16 protein-coding genes and 1 tRNA gene are annotated in these 18,280 nt (G+C 38.5%); 7 read left to right on the top strand and 10 right to left on the bottom strand.

Annotated elements, in window-relative coordinates:
* Positions 1–11: 11 nt before the first annotated feature.
* The 3 genes from EJ995_RS00780 to EJ995_RS00770 form a co-directional block, all read right to left on the bottom strand.
* Complete coding sequence (locus tag EJ995_RS00780; protein ID WP_126444667.1) at positions 12–1,451, bottom strand: RagB/SusD family nutrient uptake outer membrane protein; 1,440 nt, start codon at positions 1,449–1,451, stop codon at positions 12–14.
* Between the two features lie 12 nt (positions 1,452–1,463).
* Positions 1,464–4,469 carry a SusC/RagA family TonB-linked outer membrane protein gene (locus EJ995_RS00775; RefSeq protein ID WP_126444665.1) on the bottom strand — a complete coding sequence of 1,002 codons (3,006 nt, stop codon included), beginning with the start codon at positions 4,467–4,469 and terminating at the stop codon, positions 1,464–1,466.
* Between the two features lie 218 nt (positions 4,470–4,687).
* A complete protein-coding gene (locus EJ995_RS00770) occupies positions 4,688–7,402 on the bottom strand; it encodes a helix-turn-helix and ligand-binding sensor domain-containing protein (protein ID WP_126444663.1) in 2,715 nt (904 codons plus the stop codon).
* A 286-nt stretch (positions 7,403–7,688) separates the two neighbouring features.
* Between EJ995_RS00770 and EJ995_RS00765 the strand changes: the two genes are divergently transcribed.
* The 3 genes from EJ995_RS00765 (at position 7,689) to EJ995_RS00755 (ending at position 10,598) form a co-directional block, all read left to right on the top strand.
* Positions 7,689–8,510, top strand: a complete 822-nt coding sequence (locus EJ995_RS00765) for a bacteriorhodopsin (protein ID WP_126444661.1) — start codon at positions 7,689–7,691, stop codon at positions 8,508–8,510.
* Between the two features lie 86 nt (positions 8,511–8,596).
* Positions 8,597–9,688 carry a DUF2254 domain-containing protein gene (locus tag EJ995_RS00760; protein WP_241234661.1) on the top strand — a complete coding sequence of 364 codons (1,092 nt, stop codon included), beginning with the start codon at positions 8,597–8,599 and terminating at the stop codon, positions 9,686–9,688.
* Positions 9,689–9,788: 100 nt separating this feature from the next.
* Positions 9,789–10,598, top strand: coding sequence for a Brp/Blh family beta-carotene 15,15'-dioxygenase (locus EJ995_RS00755; protein WP_164549852.1), 810 nt, complete (start codon positions 9,789–9,791; stop codon positions 10,596–10,598).
* Positions 10,599–10,643: 45 nt separating this feature from the next.
* On the opposite strand, the gene EJ995_RS00750 is transcribed toward EJ995_RS00755, so the two are convergent.
* A complete protein-coding gene (locus EJ995_RS00750; protein WP_126444655.1) occupies positions 10,644–11,231 on the bottom strand; it encodes a DUF6642 family protein in 588 nt (195 codons plus the stop codon).
* 381 nt (positions 11,232–11,612) lie between these two features.
* Positions 11,613–11,686 (bottom strand) — tRNA-Asp (locus tag EJ995_RS00745).
* A gap of 230 nt (positions 11,687–11,916) precedes the next feature.
* Here EJ995_RS00745 and EJ995_RS00740 point away from each other — a divergent pair.
* Positions 11,917–12,726: a Cof-type HAD-IIB family hydrolase gene (locus tag EJ995_RS00740; RefSeq protein ID WP_126444653.1), complete on the top strand. Its 810-nt coding sequence runs from the start codon at positions 11,917–11,919 to the stop codon at positions 12,724–12,726.
* A 53-nt stretch (positions 12,727–12,779) separates the two neighbouring features.
* Here the strand turns inward: EJ995_RS00740 and EJ995_RS00735 are convergent, their stop codons facing one another.
* A complete protein-coding gene (locus tag EJ995_RS00735; protein ID WP_126444651.1) occupies positions 12,780–13,313 on the bottom strand; it encodes a dihydrolipoamide dehydrogenase in 534 nt (177 codons plus the stop codon).
* A 36-nt stretch (positions 13,314–13,349) separates the two neighbouring features.
* Here EJ995_RS00735 and EJ995_RS00730 point away from each other — a divergent pair, with 36 nt between their 5' ends.
* Together EJ995_RS00730 and EJ995_RS00725 are read left to right on the top strand one after the other, a co-directional pair.
* Positions 13,350–14,510 (top strand): tetratricopeptide repeat protein, encoded by a 1,161-nt coding sequence (locus EJ995_RS00730; protein ID WP_126444648.1) that lies wholly within the window; start codon positions 13,350–13,352, stop codon positions 14,508–14,510.
* Complete coding sequence (locus EJ995_RS00725; RefSeq protein ID WP_126444646.1) at positions 14,507–15,007, top strand: hypothetical protein; 501 nt, start codon at positions 14,507–14,509, stop codon at positions 15,005–15,007. The genes EJ995_RS00730 and EJ995_RS00725 overlap by 4 nt, the downstream gene beginning before the upstream one ends.
* On the opposite strand, the gene EJ995_RS00720 is transcribed toward EJ995_RS00725, so the two are convergent.
* Together EJ995_RS00720 and EJ995_RS00715 are read right to left on the bottom strand one after the other, a co-directional pair.
* On the bottom strand, positions 14,985–16,133 hold the full coding sequence (locus EJ995_RS00720; RefSeq protein ID WP_126444644.1) for a glycosyltransferase: 1,149 nt from the start codon (positions 16,131–16,133) through the stop codon (positions 14,985–14,987). The genes EJ995_RS00725 and EJ995_RS00720 overlap by 23 nt on opposite strands.
* Positions 16,130–17,020, bottom strand: a complete 891-nt coding sequence (locus EJ995_RS00715; protein ID WP_126444642.1) for a lysylphosphatidylglycerol synthase domain-containing protein — start codon at positions 17,018–17,020, stop codon at positions 16,130–16,132. Before EJ995_RS00715 ends, EJ995_RS00720 begins: the two co-directional genes overlap by 4 nt.
* Positions 17,021–17,038: 18 nt before the next feature.
* Between EJ995_RS00715 and ruvC the strand changes: the two genes are divergently transcribed.
* On the top strand, positions 17,039–17,593 hold the full coding sequence (ruvC, locus tag EJ995_RS00710; protein ID WP_126444640.1) for a crossover junction endodeoxyribonuclease RuvC: 555 nt from the start codon (positions 17,039–17,041) through the stop codon (positions 17,591–17,593).
* Between the two features lie 70 nt (positions 17,594–17,663).
* On the opposite strand, the gene EJ995_RS00705 is transcribed toward ruvC, so the two are convergent.
* Entirely contained in the window at positions 17,664–17,975 is a 312-nt protein-coding gene (locus EJ995_RS00705) for a type II toxin-antitoxin system RelE/ParE family toxin (protein ID WP_126444638.1), read from the bottom strand.
* A complete protein-coding gene (locus EJ995_RS00700; RefSeq protein ID WP_126444636.1) occupies positions 17,957–18,199 on the bottom strand; it encodes a hypothetical protein in 243 nt (80 codons plus the stop codon). Before EJ995_RS00700 ends, EJ995_RS00705 begins: the two co-directional genes overlap by 19 nt.
* Positions 18,200–18,280: the final 81 nt, after the last annotated feature.

Below are 18,280 nucleotides of genomic sequence, written 5' to 3'. Positions count from 1 at the left end.
TTTTCTCTTTCTTAGTAATTAGGATTCTGAACCAACGCTCCACCACTTAGATCAATTTGCTCTTGCGGTATAGGAAATACCTCGTGTTTTCCAGCTATGAATCGAATTCCTTTTGAATTCAAAACTTCTTCTGCGCGACCTTGTCTTACTAGGTCAAAATATCTATCATGTTCAAATGCTAGCTCTAGGCGTCTCTCTTTCCATACAGCCTCGGTGCTTAGATCATCAGAGTCATCTAAACCAGCACGCTGTCTTACTAGATTCAGAGGTGTTGCTACATCACCGCCTATTATAGACTTTGCCTCAGCATTCATCAGAAGTACTTCTGCATACCTGAGTATCCTTACGTTTTTACCAGTCTGTTCTGATTCAGTTAGAATACTGGAGTACGCTTTTTGATTGTACCTAGGGTTAGGTACGTTAGGACTTATTTCTCTACCGTCAAACAATGTTTCTCCAGCTAGTATGAATGTTGCATCTTGTCTAAGATCATCATCCTCATAGGCGTCCGCAAGATCTTGCGATGGTGTATTGAAGCCCCAACCCCAACCACTTTCACCACGAACGCCCTGGATAGTGCTATACTTATCGATTCCAGCAGCAGGTTCATTACCTCTAGCCTGAATTTCAAATATGGATTCTTCATTGTTTTCAAAACTATCTTTCCATATATCTTCATAGTTTGGAGTAAGAGCATATTCTGAAGAGTTGATTACGTCATCTGTCAGTGTAATTACCTCTTCCCATTTGGATTGATACATACTTACTTTCGCGAGCAGCGTTTGGGCAGCACCTTTGGTCGCCCTACCGAGCTCTGATGGAGGATATTCACTTTTTAAAGGAAGCGCATCAATTGCAAACATCAAATCACTTTCTATGAACTCATAGCATTCTTCTTTGGTTTTTCTTGATAATACATCTGAATTGATATCCTCAACCGATGTGATATCAGTAATTAAAGGAACGCCACCATAAACCTGAACCAATCGGAAATACAGGAGCGCTCTTAGGAATCTAGCCTCACCTAACAACCTGTTTTGTAGATCTTCATCCATTTCAAATTGCGAGATTCTAGAGATAGCTTGATTTGCTCTTTGAATACCATCATAGTGACCACTCCATACCTCAGCGACTGATATAATTGTAGGTGTTATTTCAAGCGCATCCAATAAACTTTTATCTGCACCAGTATCACTTGGTATGCTGCCTTTATCAGCATCATCCGATGCAATACTTGATATACCAGTCCATGCAAATGAGCTCACTTCCCATCGAAGAAAGCTGTTGTAAACTGCATTGACCAGTTCTGGAGCTCTTTCAGCGGTTAGAGCTTCTTCGGTTTCCTGATTTGAGTCGACGTCAATAAAATCTTCAGAACAGGAAAGAAGTAAGAAGGTGCATATTAATAATGATAAAAAGACCCTTTTTAATTTTTTAAACGTTGTTTTCATAGCATGACTATTTTAAAAAGATGTATTTAAGCCTATATAGAATGATCTAAGAGTTGGAAATGCGTCTAGCTCAATTCCGGCGTTACCTAGCGGTGCTCCAGGAAGCTCAGGAGTGAATCCTGAGAATTTTTGAAAGATAAATGGGTTTTTTGCTGTAGCATAAACCCTGAAAGAATCAAAAATTGAGTTTTCTTTTAATGGCAAAGTATAGCCTAATGTTATATTGTTAATTCGTAGAAAATCACCATCCTCCAAATAATAGGTAGATGAGAGAGGAACATTATTAAATGCCCTAGGTGTTGTGTTACTAGGTCGACCAGTAGTGTATCGACTATTAAAATCTACAGCTTCAATATTTTCATTACCGAAGCGTTGGGCCTTTTTACCATTGTAAACCTTATTACCTACATTAAAATAAGTGTCAACTGTTAGATCAAACTGTTTGTATTGAGTACCAAGATTCACTCCGCCGAAAAACTTTGGTAGGTAAGACCCGAAAAACGCTCTGTCACTCTCGTCAATAACACCATCCTCGTTTAAGTCTTTGTAAACCAAGTCGCCATTGTCATCAATACCTGCTACATCATATAAATAGAAACTACCCAACGGCTGGCCTACCGCAATCCTTTTTGTGTACTGTCCATTGTTGATGAAACCACCTAATTGCTCCAAGAAAAAAGGATTTGTTACTTCGGTAATTTCGTTCTCATTGTAGGAAGCATTGATTCCTATTGAGTATTTAAAATCATCTGTGATGTCATCGTTCCAATTTACCGCAAGCTCAATTCCGCGATTTTGAATTTGCCCTACGCTAGCATTAAAAGGATCGAACCCGATGATGTCGGGCAGCTCTATTTGTAAAATGGCATTAGTGTTGAGTCTTTGATATACATCAAGCTCACCTGAAAGACGGTAATCTAGCAGTGTAAATTCTACTCCGAAATTGTACTCTTCAGTAGTCTCCCATGTGAGATCTTCCTGTATTGTACCTGTAATGGTAATTCCTTGCTGTAGCAGTTGGTTCTGTCCAAAGGCGTAAAAACCACCTGCTCCAGTCGTTGCGTTTAAAACGTTGAGCGGAACATTTTGATTTCCCAATTCACCATAACTAGCTCTCAACTTTAATACGTCGAATACACTATCGTCCATGAAACTCTCTTCTGTAATCACCCAACCTGCGCTGACTGCAAAGAAATTTCCAAATTGTTGGCCTTTTTGAAATTTGCTTGATCCATCTCTCCTGAAAGAACCTCCAAAAAGATACTTGTTGTCATAGTCATAGTTGAGTCGAGCGATGTACGAATACAATCGATCCCTAACACTAAGCGCACCCGAATTAAGTTGCGTCTCGTCTTCATCTCCTGTATTTAGATTGAAATTTAAGTTAGTGTCTAAGGGAACATTATTTCTAGTTGCAGATAAGAATTCACTGCCACTTTCTTCTGACGTAATACCTAGCGTGGCATTGATACCATGAACATCATTGAATGTTTTGTCATAGGTAAAGTAATTATCAAGAAACCATCTATAAGTATTTGTGTGTGTGACTGTCAGTCTCGTGTTTGCTGGATTTTCAGCATCACCTTCAAAACTACTTGGTGTATTGAATGGATTTTGTGCAAGGAAGTTACCTAATCTGTCCCTAAATGAATAAAACCTACCATACTCTGTCTCAATGGAAAATCTAGATGTAAAAGTCAAATCATCGAGAACATCATAATCAATCTTGAAGGCGCCTTGAATCTTGAAAAACTTATTCTTGTCCTCTTTAAATTCATTACTCGCATCTACCGCTGGATTTGCCACGCTATTGATATTGATGGAAGAACCGTAATTGCCATTCTCATCACGCACCGGAATTATAGGTGCTTGCTTATATGCCGAAGTAAACAAAGCATAATTTTGCGGTGTGCCGGTTGCTAATTGAGAGCTCACATTATGTGAAAACCTCAGTTTTTCAGAGATTTTATAATCTACATTACTTCTTAAGGTTAATCGATTGAACTCATCATTAAGCAAAACACCTCGTTCATCGTTAAAACTAGCGCTGAAGAAAGCTGTGATCATATCTGATCCACCAGAAGCGGAAAGATTAAAATTGTTGACCAGTCCAATTTGCGTTATGGCGTCTAGCCAGTCGGTATCAAATTGCTGGTCGGTAGGAATAAAACCGACGGTGCTATTATCATTTGTAGGGTCATTATCAGTAAGATAATCGCGTCTTAATGCCTCATTACTATAAATGACATATTCTGATGCGTTGGCTAGCTCAACCCTAGTAAGAATATCTCTAAAGCCTGAGTATGCATCAAAGCTTACTTTCATGTCACCTTTCCTTCCTTGTTTGGTGGTAACTATGATTACACCATTGGCACCTCTATTACCATAAATGGCGAGTGAAGCGGCATCTTTCAAAACGTTGATCGATTCTATGTCCGCCGAATTGATATTATTGATGTTATCCGTCAATACTCCATCAACAACATAAAGTGGATCTCTACCACCTTGAACAGTTCCCAATCCACGTATAATTACTGATGAGGCCTGTCCTGGAGCATCAGATGCAATGATGTTGACACCAGCAGCTTTTCCTTGAAGCGCTTGAGTCACATTAAGAACCGGTTCTTTTGCAACTTCATCGCCATCTACTATCGAGACAGAGCTGGTAAGAATAGCTTTCTTCTGTTTACCATATCCAACAATTACAATTTCTTCGAGAGAGTTTATACTAGTTGGAAGAATTATCCGATATTCATCTCGACTATCTACTGTAAATTCTTGAGTTTCAAACCCTATATAACTGACCGAAACTAAATCACCTATTTCAGCTTCTATAGAAAAATCGCCATCAAAGCCTGTTTGCGTCCCTAGATTTTTAGATTTAATGAAAATGGATGCACCTAAAATTGGAACATCACTTTCATCAACTACTACTCCAGTGATTGTTTTTTGTGCAAAAACAAACTGAGTTAATAAAAAGAAAAGGATTGAGGTAGTTAATTTGACCTGAAATCTCATGCGAAACTCTTATAAAAGTTTAAGTATTAAGGCGTTAGACCTGCTCACTCAAATTTAAAAGAATCGTTAAAGATGTAGTAGATGAAATTCTCGCTGACTAAAATACATTACACAAAACATTGTATATCAATCCACTATAATTTTCGTAAAAATCTGTTTTAACATTTTGATGTATGGATGATGTGGTAGTTTTATAGGTTTTGATTGCGAATTATGTATTATAACTGGGACAAAAATTCTGGAAAAGTAATATCTGTATCTAGATTTAGCTTTTTTCGTAATCGATAACGTTGTAGTTCAACACTTCTTTTAGTGATTCCCAACAACGGAGCAATTTCTTTAGAAGTAAGACCTATTTTGATATAGGCACATAGCTTTTGATCTTTACTGGTCAATTTTGGAAACTTTCTGGATAGATTATTAAAGAAGTCCTCATTCAATGAATTGAATTTTGACTCAAATAAATGCCAGTCATTTTTACTGTCCAGCTGTTCACCAGTTCTTTTTAAAATATTGTCTGTCCTGATCTTATTAGGCGAGCTTTCCTGAAGTTTTCTAAGTTCATTTCTTAGAGTTATGATCGCCTCATTCTTTCTTACAATCGTCGCGGTGCGGTTAATCAATTCCTTTTGTCGAGACTCCACTTCTTTAATTAGGTTCTCTTTTTCCACAGCTTCAAGCTTTTGCTTGGCTTGTTGTAGTAATTCTTTTTGAGCCTTGTTATGAGCTTTATTGGCTTTGATCTTTTGATATCTACCTGCAAGGAACAATAATGCTATAAGTAACAGTAAATAACCCAGCTTCATCCACCAACTTAGATACCAGGGCGCCATTACCTCAATGCTCAGTTCTTTTCTTATTTGGTCGTTCCCACTATCGACAATAGATAAAATATAATTGCCGCTTTTGAGATTGCGCAGCATGAAACTACCATCCATAATTTTATCAGATTGACTCATTTCTCCTTCAAGCTGGTATGTGAAATTATGATCATAATTACCAGGAGAATAAATTTTAAAGTTTATAGATCTAGCTTCTTCATAACTCAATATGAGGTCATTCGGCTCAGATCGCTCTATTATCTTATCGCTAGCGGTTATTTCCTTGATGATTATGCTTTCATAATCATTGATACCGCTTTTATCATTGTGAATAATTGCAAATCCGTCTTTAAGGTTGATGCTGCTGCGGTTTTCGTCAATCGCGAAAACTTTTGAGTAACCGTCTACGAGTTTTGAGAAAAATTCTTGATTAGAAAGTGTTGTTACTTCACCTGACTGCCGGTCTATCTTGACGATGCTAGAACGATCTTCATTCATAAACCAAAGACTGCTATCATCTTGACCAATCAGTAATTTACCTTCAAATTTTTCAGCAGGTTGAAAGCTGCTTTTTCCATGCGAGTAGGTAAACCATGATCCACCTATCACAAAGTAAGGTAGATCATCAATTTTGACGATATCAACCATTTTCTCCTTTGCTAACTCCTTGCTTTCCATCAAGACTACACTTTCAAGCGTCTTATTGTTGGTGTTAAACTCTATTTTAAATAGATTTTTGAAATTATCTGTCGCCCATAGGAGCTTTTCGTTCTCAAAAATGATGTTGTCAATAGGCACGTCCAGCCCGTCGAGTTTTGTTACTTCATAGCTGCCGTTATCGATAGATAGATACCCTATTCCAGAATAGGTCGATAATAGAAAGTCTTGAGAATTCGGGATAGGAACGTAATCGTAGACGCCGCTGTAGGAACCTTCTATTAATTCAAGCTTTCCATTTGCCAGAATCAGTGCTCCTTTATTATGGCCAAAGAATAGCTCACTATTGGATTTATGGATGCCCCAACAATGACCTTCAGAATTTTCCAAAAGGGTCAATTGGTTATCAATGAAAGTATAAACACCAGTATTGCTGGCTAGATAAAGTTGTCCATTAAGTAATTCAATATCATATACAGTCCCTAATGTGCCAGTGTCATCAGTATAAAAAGAAATAGCGCTATCTACTGCGATGCGACTTACACCATTATCTAAGGCCAGCCATAAATTTCCATTGTGGGCTGTAAGATCCAATACAGTATTATTCCGTAATCCCGACTTTCTATTAATAGTCTCAATATTTTGACTCGCTATAGAATATATTATTACACCATTCTTAATAGTTCCAAAAGCGATTCTATCATCATCAATAAATTCTACCTTATTAAGAACATCCTCTTCAAGCATTTGTTCTAAGGAATTAGATAGTTCTATACGCTCCTTAGAATCATACAGGAATGCACCACGTGTTTGATCATAGATGAACAATTGGTTATCAAACACTTCAATGTTGTTCACGTTGGTAAGTTCATCTAGTGATGTTCCATGGGAATAAGGTCTAACCTGATTCCCAACTACCTCAAAAACTCCTTGCGAGAGACTACCGTAAAGCAATTTACTATCAAGTACCGCTAGACTAGAAATATCTAAGGAGTTCACAACTAGTTGGATGCTAGTGCCATCATATTTATAAATCGATCCAAAAGACCTAAAATAGATAATGCCTTCATGCTCAATAATCTGCCAGAACTCTTCACTTTGTTGTGGTGTTTTTTCAGGAAACTTTGTTGATAGAGAATGATATATGAGCTCGCCATTTTCTTGCTTGTCCCAATAACCAAATTCTTCATAAGAGCCTATGTAGGTCCTGCTGCCCACACACAGTACAGAACGTACGATCATTTTCTTGGGAATGGGATGCAAGGACCAGGATTGCCCATCAAATCTTGTTAGCCCAGAATTATTGGCTATGGAAACAATTTGAGATTCATCAATATCAATACTCCAGTTTTGACTACCACCATAGGAGTAATTAGTGATTTCAGGATGTAGATCCTGTGATACTAAATGACCGCTCATGGACAGTAACATGAAAAGGAATAGGTACTTGAGCATTATATGCAACTTGACGTGAGGAGACACTTTTAGATGGGTGATAATTGCATAAACTTAGCATATTTTTCTTTCACATAAACGGATATAATATTATTGAGGAAACATCCATCATTAGGGTGATTCTTATTTTTTTTACCTTGTTTATAGGTTTTGTTTATTCCGCTTTCGCGAAAGCGTAATCCAAATTCATATTGTAGGAAAAAGGTTAATATTTTTTAAATTCTTAAAGCTTTCACATTCATCGCTCGACCATAAAGCTATGTTTGACATCTAAACTGACTAAGAAATGAGAAACATTGAAAATTTATACGATTACACGGTAGGTCAATTTGAAGCTATCGATCACATGCTTACCATGGGCGTAGGTGTGCACTTTGCTGCATTAGTATTCTTTATTGTGGTGTCCCGTTTTGTAGCTCCTAAATATAGAGTTGCAACAGCATTGTCTTGTATTGTAATGTTGTCGGCAGGTATGATCCTGTTTTCACAAGCTGCAATGTGGACTGACGCCTTTAGATTTAATGGTGAGGTGTACACTCTGCAAGATCTAACATTCTCTAACGGTTACCGTTATGTGAACTGGATGGCTACCATTCCATGTTTGCTTGTACAATTATTGATCGTCTTGAACTTGAAGGGTAAATCAATATTTTCAACAGCGACCTGGTTAATCATCTCTGCATGGGGTATGATCGTTACAGGTTATATTGGACAATTGTATGAAGTAGATGATCTATCACAACTCATGGTTTGGGGAGCGATTAGTACAGCATTCTTTGTAGTGATGAACTGGATTGTAGGTGTAAGAATCTTTAGAAACAAGTCTACCATGACTGGTGGTACCCAATCTACTATTACCAAGGTTTTCTGGTTAATGATGTTTGCATGGACACTATATCCTATAGCTTATCTAGTACCGCAATTTATGCCTAGCGCTGATGGTGTAGTATTGAGACAAGGATTATTTACGGTGGCTGATATATCAAGTAAAGTGATTTACGGTATCATGATTACCTACATTGCCATCAAACAATCTGCCGCTGCTGGATATGTACCAGCGCAACAAGCACTTGATAAAATAGGTATGGATAAGAGTGCGGTAGCATAGTGAAGCTGCTCACACTTATAAGAAGAGTATATGATAGTGTAGCGCTAGTCCCTGCGGGAATAGCGCTATCTTTTTTGGTCTTTGCCGTGGTGTTAATTTTTTTGCCATACGAGGCAGAAAACTTACCGCATTTCCTCAAGAATCTTATGATTCAGGATCGTGAGAACATTCAGTTTGTTCTCATGTTTATTATTGGTGGGATCTTCACGCTGACCATATTTAGTTATACGATGGTAATGAATGTGATGGATCGTAGCATCAATAACTTCTCACCTAGATTGATACCGCTTATCCTATCAGAGAAACACCATCAATTAACACTAGGTTTTAATTGCGGTACGATCATTTATGCAATGGTTTTATCAATACCAGCTGCCAGTGAGGAAATATCTAGACGGCCACCGCTAGGCGCTACCATAGGTATTGTTTTTAGCATCATTTGTATTTTACTTTTTATCTACTTTATACACAGTGTATCGCAGTCTATTCACATTAATTATATCCTGAAAAAGAGTTTTACTAAATCCAGTAAAGGCATTGAAGGCATGCACAAGCGTGCAGAAATCTCTGAAAGTAAAGGCAGACCAGAAGATTTGAATAGCTGGAATGTCAAAAAAAGCGATGACTGCGGATATTTTCAAATACCTGACCTAGACGCGTTAGGAAAAATCGCTAAAAAGAATAAATGTCACGTATGGATTGAACCGCAACCAGGTATGTTTGTCTTGCAAGAGGACGTGCTACTGCGCACTGATGGTGATATCGAAAAATTGTGGAGCAACATCAGGAAACAGGTCAATGTAAGTATGCGCGTACCGCTTGAAATGCATGAGACTGAGATAAAACACCTGGTAGAAGTGGCCGTAAAAGCAAGTAGTCCAGCGATCAATGATCCAGGAACGGCGCTAGGTGCCATTGACTACCTCACACAGCTATTTATCCTGAGATCAAGAATACCAGATCACAATTGCTATTCAGAAGATGGAGAACATTACGTCTATGTCAAATGGCTCAAAACCGTCGATCTAGTGCGCTATTGTTATGTTGAGATGTGGAACTATATGAAAGAAGATCCTATTCTCGTCAAGTCATTACGCAAATCATTATTGAGGTTACATCAAGAAGACATTGATATCACTGACTTGCCTTTTCCTATTTTTGAAGATGTTAAAGACTAAGCCTCTTATTTTATATATCACATTAATAGCCATCACTCTAGGTGGCTTTTTTATTGGTAGAGTCGGCCTTGTTAATGACCGGTTTCTCTCCATTTTTTTGATGATATTAGTCGCTACATTAGGTTTGATTCACGGCGCAAATGATTATTTCATTCTGCGATCTGCTGGGAAGTTCCAAATAAAATTAGTCAGCTTTATTTCTATTTACATCGCTGCAGGTGCAGCAATTGCATTACTTTTTTGGGGATTACCATGGGTGGCACTCAATGTTTTTGTTTTGGTAAGCGCTTATCATTTTGGCGAGGAGCATTTGCATCACTGGATGCCAGTAAAAGGATGGTCAGGTAACCTACTGGCGTTTTTCTATGGGCTTTCTGTTTTTGCGATTTTATTCATAGCTAATATACAAGAGCTACAGCAAGTTTTATCTACTACCATATTTGACCCAACTCTAATTGAATGGAACTATCTAGCACTAATCCCTTTTCTGGTAATTCAGGCGATCGTTTCCTTCGGGAACATGATTTTAAGGCGTATCAAGGTGTATCAATTCTTGATATTGCAGCTCAGTCTGTTAGTGCTGTATCTATTTTTTACGGTCTTTGATTTGCTTCAAGGGTTTGCTTTTTACTTTGTATTCTGGCACAGTGTTCCTAGTATTATAAGTCAACTAGACGATTTAAAATTGAAGCGATTGGAGGGTTTTATGACTTACATAAAAAAAGCCTTGCCATTTTACCTAGTGTCGATCGCTGGTATCGTGATGCTCTACCTGCTTATGGGCGATACTATTACCCAGCTATCACTAGTAATCATACTTAGCGCCGCAACTACCATTCCTCACGTTTTGCTCTTCGCATGGCAGCGAAATCAAAATCCAGATAATCATTGGGAGCGACCACCTGTTTAAAATGAGTCGATAATTCCGCTTTCGCGAAAGCGTAACCCACCAGAATCAATAATACAATCTAAAATCCAGCAACGTACACAATTTGTAATGCTTCCTAAACATGCGTTCTACTACAGCTTTGATGTCATCGTCCTCATAAAACAGGCTAAAAAACACTCGATCAATTGTAAACGCGCTTGTCAAATTATCTGATTTGAAGCCGTATCCAGAAACCGCTCTAGCACCTGTGATATCCATAAAATACTGTGATTCCTCATCAGTCAGATCAAGTACCTTTTTATTAGCAAAATGGAGAATCTTGCCGTCCAGTTTGCCTTCAAACAATTCTGCAATTTCTTCAATGCTGTAATAGTAGCCGTTGATAAGAATGTTATTGGCATCGCCTGGTAAGACCAAGTATATTATCTCATAATCCTTGAAATGATGGTCATCATAAATAAGCTGATTGATAGCTTCTTCAAGTCCTTCAATGGTGTCGCAAGCTTTATAAATACTCGTGATGTGTTGATTGCGCGCAATATCTTCAAGAATTGAAGTAACCTCAGTAGTTTGAACAACATCAACATCGGGAACCACCTCAAGACAATAGATAAACGTCTCAACATCAGTGATGGGTACTTCAAGCTGGCTCATTTATGCAGGAAATCGATTTAGTTTTAGCAGTAATTGGGGTAAGTCTTTGTGTCAATTTTTGATCTATGCTAGTTCTTGTAAAAGCAAAGTAACAACCTTAAAAAAGTTTCTCCTTAATTTCTCAAACTTCAGGATCAAAGAGCCTCTTATCGACGCCTTCAAATCCTCAATTGTATTAGAGGACATCTCAATCAGTGATCGGGACTAGAACATACCTAAAATTTTGGATGCCAAAAACATTTCTTTGAGGCTTTAAAAACAAAAAAGCCTCTCCTATTCGGAAAAGCTTCTCAAAAAGCATCTTATCGACGCCTTCAAATCCTCAATTGTTTTAGAGGACACACAACTTGAATCTTACATTGGTTGTCAAACCAAAATTTGCGGTCTGGACGGGATTCGAACCCGCGACCTTCGCCGTGACAGGGCGACATTCTAACCAGCTGAACTACCAGACCGTGCTACTATTTTAGAGACTTTATAAGCGATGTCTATATCTATATTCATTGATAAACCTGATGAATTAGTCAAAAGGAACATCAAAAAAATTTCAGAACGATACTAAAGCATTTCTGCGTTAGCGGATGCAAATATACCTATCATTAATAAACTGGCAAGCGAGTGACCATCTTTTTTAAAAATAATTCAAAAGCTTTTTTGCTGCTTACCTAATGCATAGTTTCGCCACATGGTTAAACTTATTGCTACAGATATTGACGGCACGCTGCTTGACGATAATCGCTTCATTTCCCAGAAAACAAGGTCGATATTTAGTCAGCTAGAGATTCCCGTGATATTAATTTCTGCACGCATGCCCAGTGCCATGTATTATTTGCAAGACGCTTTGGGTCGTTCTGGTGCGCCCATCATTTGTTACAACGGCGCACTTATAAAGCATCAAGGTCATGAACTTTATAGTCTAACCATACCGTTTGCAATTATCAAGGAAGTGGCACAAATAGGCGTAGCGCACAATTTACATGTGAGCATCTACCGCGATGACGAGTGGTTTGTAACGCAGGTGGACAAATGGACGGCGCGCGAGATCAACAACACACGCGTGCAACCTATTGTGCAGGATCTCGCTATGACCCTTGCTCAATTAGAGCGTACTCAGGGAGCAGGCGGCGCCCACAAGATTATGTACATGGGCGATAAGGATGATATGGATTCCGCTTTCGCGAAAGCCAACAAAGCACTGTCCAAAAAACTACATTTATACCGCTCAAAAGATACTTATACCGAAATCTCACCAGCAGGAATATCAAAAAGTAGTGCGCTACAACTGCTGCTAAGTACTAACTTCAAACGGATAAGTATTAGAGAGGTGGCCGCATTTGGTGATAACTACAATGATATTGAGATGTTGCGTGACGCTGGATATGGCGTCGCTGTTGAGAATGCACGACCAGAGGTCAAGGCGGTTGCAAACGATGTCACTTTACATCACAAGAAAGATGGAGTCGCACTATGGCTTGAGGACAACTTACTACAATAAAAAAGCAGCCTATTACGGCTGCTCTCTTGGCTATTCAAATAATAATGTTAGGACTACAGCTTAAGTAGTTTTGCAACACTTTCATAATCAGACACATCAATATTAGGGTCTGTTGCAAAGTCAATAGGCAATATCACAACTCTAAAGGTTTGGTTTTCAAGATCAGCCTCATTCAAGTTGCCTCTATCGTCTAGATCTGGAGTATCTACAAAGATTTCAACATCAAAGTTTGTCGCAGAAAAATTATACTGATACTCACCATTGTCGCTATACAGTACCTGAGGTATCAATCTCCATACATCAAATACATCACCATTGTCATCTTCAAATTGATCAAATAGAATGTAGACCAACGTCATATCGTCTAGACCTACATCATTAAGATCGACATAATCTTCAAACGGTAAAAAGACTCTATAATCATTATCCTCATTAAAATCAACAGTCTCCTCAAACGATAAGGCCTCTACTGTAATGCCATCGATTCCATCACGACCGTCTATTCCATCACGTCCATCAAATCCTGGATCGCCTTCACATGAGATAGTGGCTACTGCGAGCACCATTAATAGTAGTATATTTTTCATAATGTAGTATTTTAGAATTATGAGAAAACAAATAGCATGCCCAAAATCTTGAAGCAACTTACTCTTACCTATTTTACTTGTATGATTTTGTGTCATGTCGCAGCGCAACAATCAACTATTATCGCAGGTGATAGCTTATTCGCTCTAGGTAGATACAGTGAAGCTTTAGATCAATACAATCAGGTACATGACGATGTAGATACTTATAAAAAAATCGCTCGCGTTTACACAACTATGGGTAATCCAGATCTCGCTATATCAAGTTATGAAAAAGCGTTACTTATTACTCCAGAAGACGATCAAACCAGGTTTGAGTTAGGTAAATTACTATTGCGCAGCAATCAACCATTGCAAGCCTTGACTATTTTTAAGAATTTACAAGCAAATAATTCTCAAGTAGCGACGTATCATTATTACCTGGCGGAATCTCAAGACATTCTCAATCAGACTGATTCTGCAATCATCAACTATTCACAAGCGCTAAAGTTGCAGCCAGCATATCGTGCGGCTCGTATAGAATCAATAAGCAATTTTATTAAAACACGTCAATCTTTTAAGGCGATCGCCACAGCTCAAGAAGGATTACAACAAAATCCAGATGATATTAAAATAAACAGTTTACTAGGACAAGCTTACTATAATGCAAAACTATATGATAAAGCTATTGAAGTCTTCAACAAGCTTTTTGAACTAGGCAACGATACAGAATTTAACAGGAAAACCTTGGGTCTATCATACCTAGGAGATGCTCAATGGCAGCAAGCAGCAGATAGTTTCAAAATCTACATCGATCAATATGAAGAAGGGAATGCACTTATATGGTTTCAGCTTGCTCGAGCTTACTATCGTCTTAAAGAGTATGATAAAGCGGTAGATGCGATGGAAAATAGTATTCTTTACAAGCGACCAGCTATAGATCAGGAGTATTTACAATTATCATCCATTTGGGCTCAAAAAGGTGATCTTAAAAAAGCGTTCAACTACATAAAACTAGCTTCACAAGAAGCTCCAGAAGATGAGATCATTGCTTACCAACTAGTTTTAGCAGCCGATAATTATTTTAAGGACAAAGAAACCATTATTCAGTATTACGAGCGGTTTGTCCAGAGATTTGGTACTGATTCTGATTATGGCGAGTCAGCAGCGGCGCGATTGAGCGATCTCAAAAAAGAACAGTTTATGAGCCCACAGGATTGAGCAAGCGTTATGTAAATATCATCCTTTTCTGCTTAGCACTATTGGTAGCTTCCTGTAAAACAGATGCTGACAAGAACCTAGAGGCACAGCGTATGGCACAGGAACGTTTTGAGCGAGTTGATATGAGCGAGGTAGATATCTATCCGCGATTTGATAATTGTGACGAGCTGGATCAAAATAAAGAATGTTTTTATGAGGCGATGCAGGAACTCATCTCAAATCGATTGCTCAATAACCAATTACAACAAACCATATCCAGTCGTGACAGTATAGTTGCTTTATTAGAGGTCAATGCTCAAGGACAATTATCCTATAAAGGACTTGTGGATAGCGCTTATCACGTCAATAAGGTTTCTATGGATTCACTACTTAACATTGCTCTGGCAGATTTACCTAGCATTGACAGTGCCCTCAAACAAGGAATTCCAGTCGCTACAAGCTATCAATTGCCTATCATCATCGTTCCTCAAGAAATTAAGAAATCTGCCGATCAATAACTCTATCGTTCCAGATGACCTTTGCTGTTATTGATTTAAAAGCAATGGCGATAACAATAAAAGGATAGCCTAAGTGATTAATTAAAAACCAAGAATTCAACCCACTCTGGTTAAGTGCTGTTGAGCCAATGAGCAACACGATGGCATCAGTAAAGAACTTTAGTATCCAAACAATGAGCCATAGATCTAGCGTGATTACCTCTACCAGATAGAGTAGTGGTGCAACAATCCATAACAACGACATCGCCAAAACTTGAAAGCTAACTAGTTTGTTGAGCATGCTTTTGGTTTTAGAACCTTTTTTTGACCAGCGAACACGCTGTCTGATTATCCCATTTAAAGACCTTTTAGGTAAGGTCGTCACTATAGCATCATCACTCTTAAGATAGTGGCATTGTATCACATCTTCGGCAGCTAGTTTCTCGAGTAAAAAAATATCATCACCGCTAGATATTTGATTGTTTCCAGCATATCCATCAACTTGATAAAAAGCCTCTTTTAAGAAAGACATATTAGCACCATTACTCAAGAAGGGTTGCCTATATGAAAAAGCACCTATGCTAATTGCTTGCAGTGAAAGCATCTCGCTTGCCTGTAATTGAGTTAGCAAATCATCACTTTCAATAATCACAGGTGCTGCGATAAATTGAGCATCGGCATATTGCTGGTAGTGTTGATTGTATGCTTTGAGCCAATGGTTGGGCAGCTGACAATCTGCATCAGTAGTGATGATGTTGTCGTAAAGAGCTTGATCCAGTGCTTGAGTGATAGCGTCTTTTTTGCCACTATTGGATTGAGGTATTCGATCCAGCATTTTAAGATTTAGGTGCTTATAAGTTTCTTTAAAATCAGAGATTATTTTAGCACTATTATCCTCACTCGCGTCGTTGACTAAAATCCATTGTGAACAATCTGCTGGGTAATCAACCTGTGCGATGCTGCCTAGTAAACGCGGCAGGACAGCAGCCTCATTTCTATAAGTTATGATAATAGTAAACTTGATAGGAGCGGATCCTACGTTTTTTTTCCTACTCGTGGGATGTGGTTGATAGGTAAGTGCAGGCATGGCAAGCGATAATAACAACAGTGCATACCCAAGGCTGATAACCACCACGACAAACATCATGCAAGTAGATTTTTAGGAGATCGCAAGGATATGAGTATAAGAGAACCAATTGCCGTTGGTAACAGCGTATTAGTCAACCAGACGATAAAAACCATCAACACAATTTCTGCACTATCAACACCTAACATGGACAAAAAGAATTGCGCCGCACCCAATCGCACGATGATATCCATCCATTGCAATACCGGTAGTATGGACACCACGAGATACATAGCACTTATTGCTGCCATCACGCTAATGATGGTTGTGAAAATATCGCTGTTTAAAATCAATATCAACCACACGCTTGCAAACAGCAGATATCGCCCTAAACTAAGAAGCACAATACTTACAAACTCGACATTAGTAAGCCTGAGTAAATTCATCCATCGCTGTTCTATCAACACCAGCAGGATGGCGACAACGGCACAAACACTTATCCATAACATCGGCACATCAAGTAAAAATATCAATGCTGGTACACCTAGGATTACCGTGATCGCCATTTGCAATACGTTTCCTGTAAACACGGCTCTCAGCACTTTCCTGCGGTAATCTGCTTGAAAAAAGAAAGGTTTGGTGGCAAATTCTCCAGCGCGCAGCGGTGTTAAAAAGCTTGTTGCTTGCGATGTGAGGTTTTGGATGATGCTTTCGCGAAAGCGTAATTCTCTAAAATCTCTTACAAGAAATTGCCATTTGAGACTTTCTACCAGCCAGCTTGACAAGCTTAGTAATGGTAATAATACCCAAAGATAAATGGGTAATGACAAGGCATAGATTTTAAGATCAATGAATGAAAACGGTTGCGATTGCCATTTAAGAACTAGGAATGTCACGATTAACAGAATTACCGCGATCTTCAAGGTCAGGAACAAGAAATGTTTAGCTTTGTTTGAGATGCCTAGCATGGGCTCAAATTACAACAATTGGCTAAGGAAAGAATCATTTTAGGAGTTGATCCGGGAACGGCGATCATGGGTTTTGGCGTGATCAAGGTCGTGGGCAACACCATGTCATTTATTCAGATGAATGAGCTTGATTTAAGAAAAATCAAAGATCCATACATCAAACTGCGTCGCATTTTTGAACGTACTATTGAGCTTATAGATACCTATCATCCAGATGAGATTGCGCTGGAAGCACCGTTTTTTGGTAAGAACGTGCAATCCATGCTTAAATTGGGCCGCGCACAAGGCGTTGCGATGGCTGCAGGATTGTCTCGTGACATCCCTGTAACCGAATATGCACCCAGAAAAATCAAACAATCCATCACAGGAAAAGGAACCGCGAGCAAGGAACAAGTTGCCGCCATGCTTAAAAGTACCCTTAATTTAAAGGAACTTCCCAAAAACCTAGACATGACCGATGGTCTTGCCGCGGCAGTATGCCATTTTTATAACAGCGGTAGGATTGAGATAGGTAAAAACTATTCTGGATGGGCAGCCTATGTTAAGCAGAATGAGAAACGAGTGGATAAATAAGAGTGGTCGGGTATGTTTAAATTCCAAATTCCAAATTCCAAATCCTAAAAATATTCCTGATTTCTCACAACTATTTTGTTCTCAGAACGGCCAATAGTTTTTTGGGATCTTGTCTATTGTCCCAGAAAGCCATGATTATTACATCACTATCTGTAAATTGATAAAAGATGCTATAGTTTCCAAGTACCGCCATTCTCGTATTCTGAAAACTGGTCTTTTGAAAAAGTAAAGGGTCTATTGCAATTTTATTAGTGTAGTCTTCTACTTTTTCGATTAGCTTTATTGAATACGATTTGGAATTGTTTCTTCTAACCCAGTATTCTAGAATCCCTATAAATTGAATATCAGCAGTCTTGGTCCATATTACATTGCGCCCAGCCACTCTCTATTACGTTTGTTCATAGCTTCTTGAGAAATGGTGTTACCTTCTCTAATATCATCTTCACTCAACATGAGTAATTTATGTTGCTCATCAGTCAATTGTATGACCTCTGTTTCTTTGGTAGTCGTCGCGACTAACTGGTCTAACGCTTTCAAAAATTCTCTATCGCTTACTGCTAGGAGCTTTTTAATCAAACTGTTTCTTATATTATCAACGGTTGCCATAATTGAATTTTGATAAGGAAAGATCGTTAAAATGACTGAGTTGTCCTATTGTTGCATATTAAAATTACCTAGGCCGTAAAC

Origin of the sequence: Nonlabens ponticola (genome assembly GCF_003966335.1) — a bacterium.
Taxonomy (GTDB): domain Bacteria; phylum Bacteroidota; class Bacteroidia; order Flavobacteriales; family Flavobacteriaceae; genus Nonlabens; species Nonlabens ponticola.
This window is presented reverse-complemented; position numbering and strand designations above follow the sequence as displayed.